We start from the raw sequence: 456 nt of genomic DNA, 5'->3' as shown, positions 1-456 counted from the left end.
CGCGAGCACGCCGGCGGTCACGACCGTGCTGCCCAGCACGATCCGGCCGGCGCTGCCGTGCGAGACGATGTGGATGGCGGCCAGGTCGCGCTCGGCCGCCAGCGCGGCGGCGATCTGGAGCAGGCCATCCTGTTCGTCATCCAGCACGACGACCCGTGCGTGGCCAGCGGAGGCGGCGATGTCTTCCCAGCCGGCGATGGCGGGATCGATGAAAACGACTGCACGGGAATGGCTCATGGACTCTCTCGGTATTTATAATTGATCTGGAAATTATAGCCATTCGGATTTCCAAAGTGCAATTTTATTTAGCATTTGTACAAATGTGCGCCCCCAGTAGCAGATCGACGGCCGTCCGCACGCCGTCCTCTTCCCGCATCGCCTGCCCCACGCGCCGCGCTTCCTCCCGCATGGCCGGCTGCGATGCCGCGGCCACGGCCTGCACGAGGCGCGCGCTGT

Annotated in this window: 1 protein-coding gene; it reads right to left on the bottom strand. The window is 64.9% G+C overall.

Annotated elements, in window-relative coordinates; genetic code table 11:
- The coding region (locus ACEN88_RS34255; protein ID WP_413346849.1) for a DUF4347 domain-containing protein at positions 1 to 237 on the bottom strand (237 nt) is incomplete at its 3' end.
- Positions 238 to 456 lie beyond the last annotated feature (219 nt).

This window comes from Massilia sp. CT11-108 (assembly GCF_047302915.1).
Classification (GTDB): domain Bacteria; phylum Pseudomonadota; class Gammaproteobacteria; order Burkholderiales; family Burkholderiaceae_D; genus Telluria; species Telluria orientalis.
Note: the sequence above shows the minus strand (reverse complement) of the source record. Positions and strands in the feature narration are given on the sequence as shown.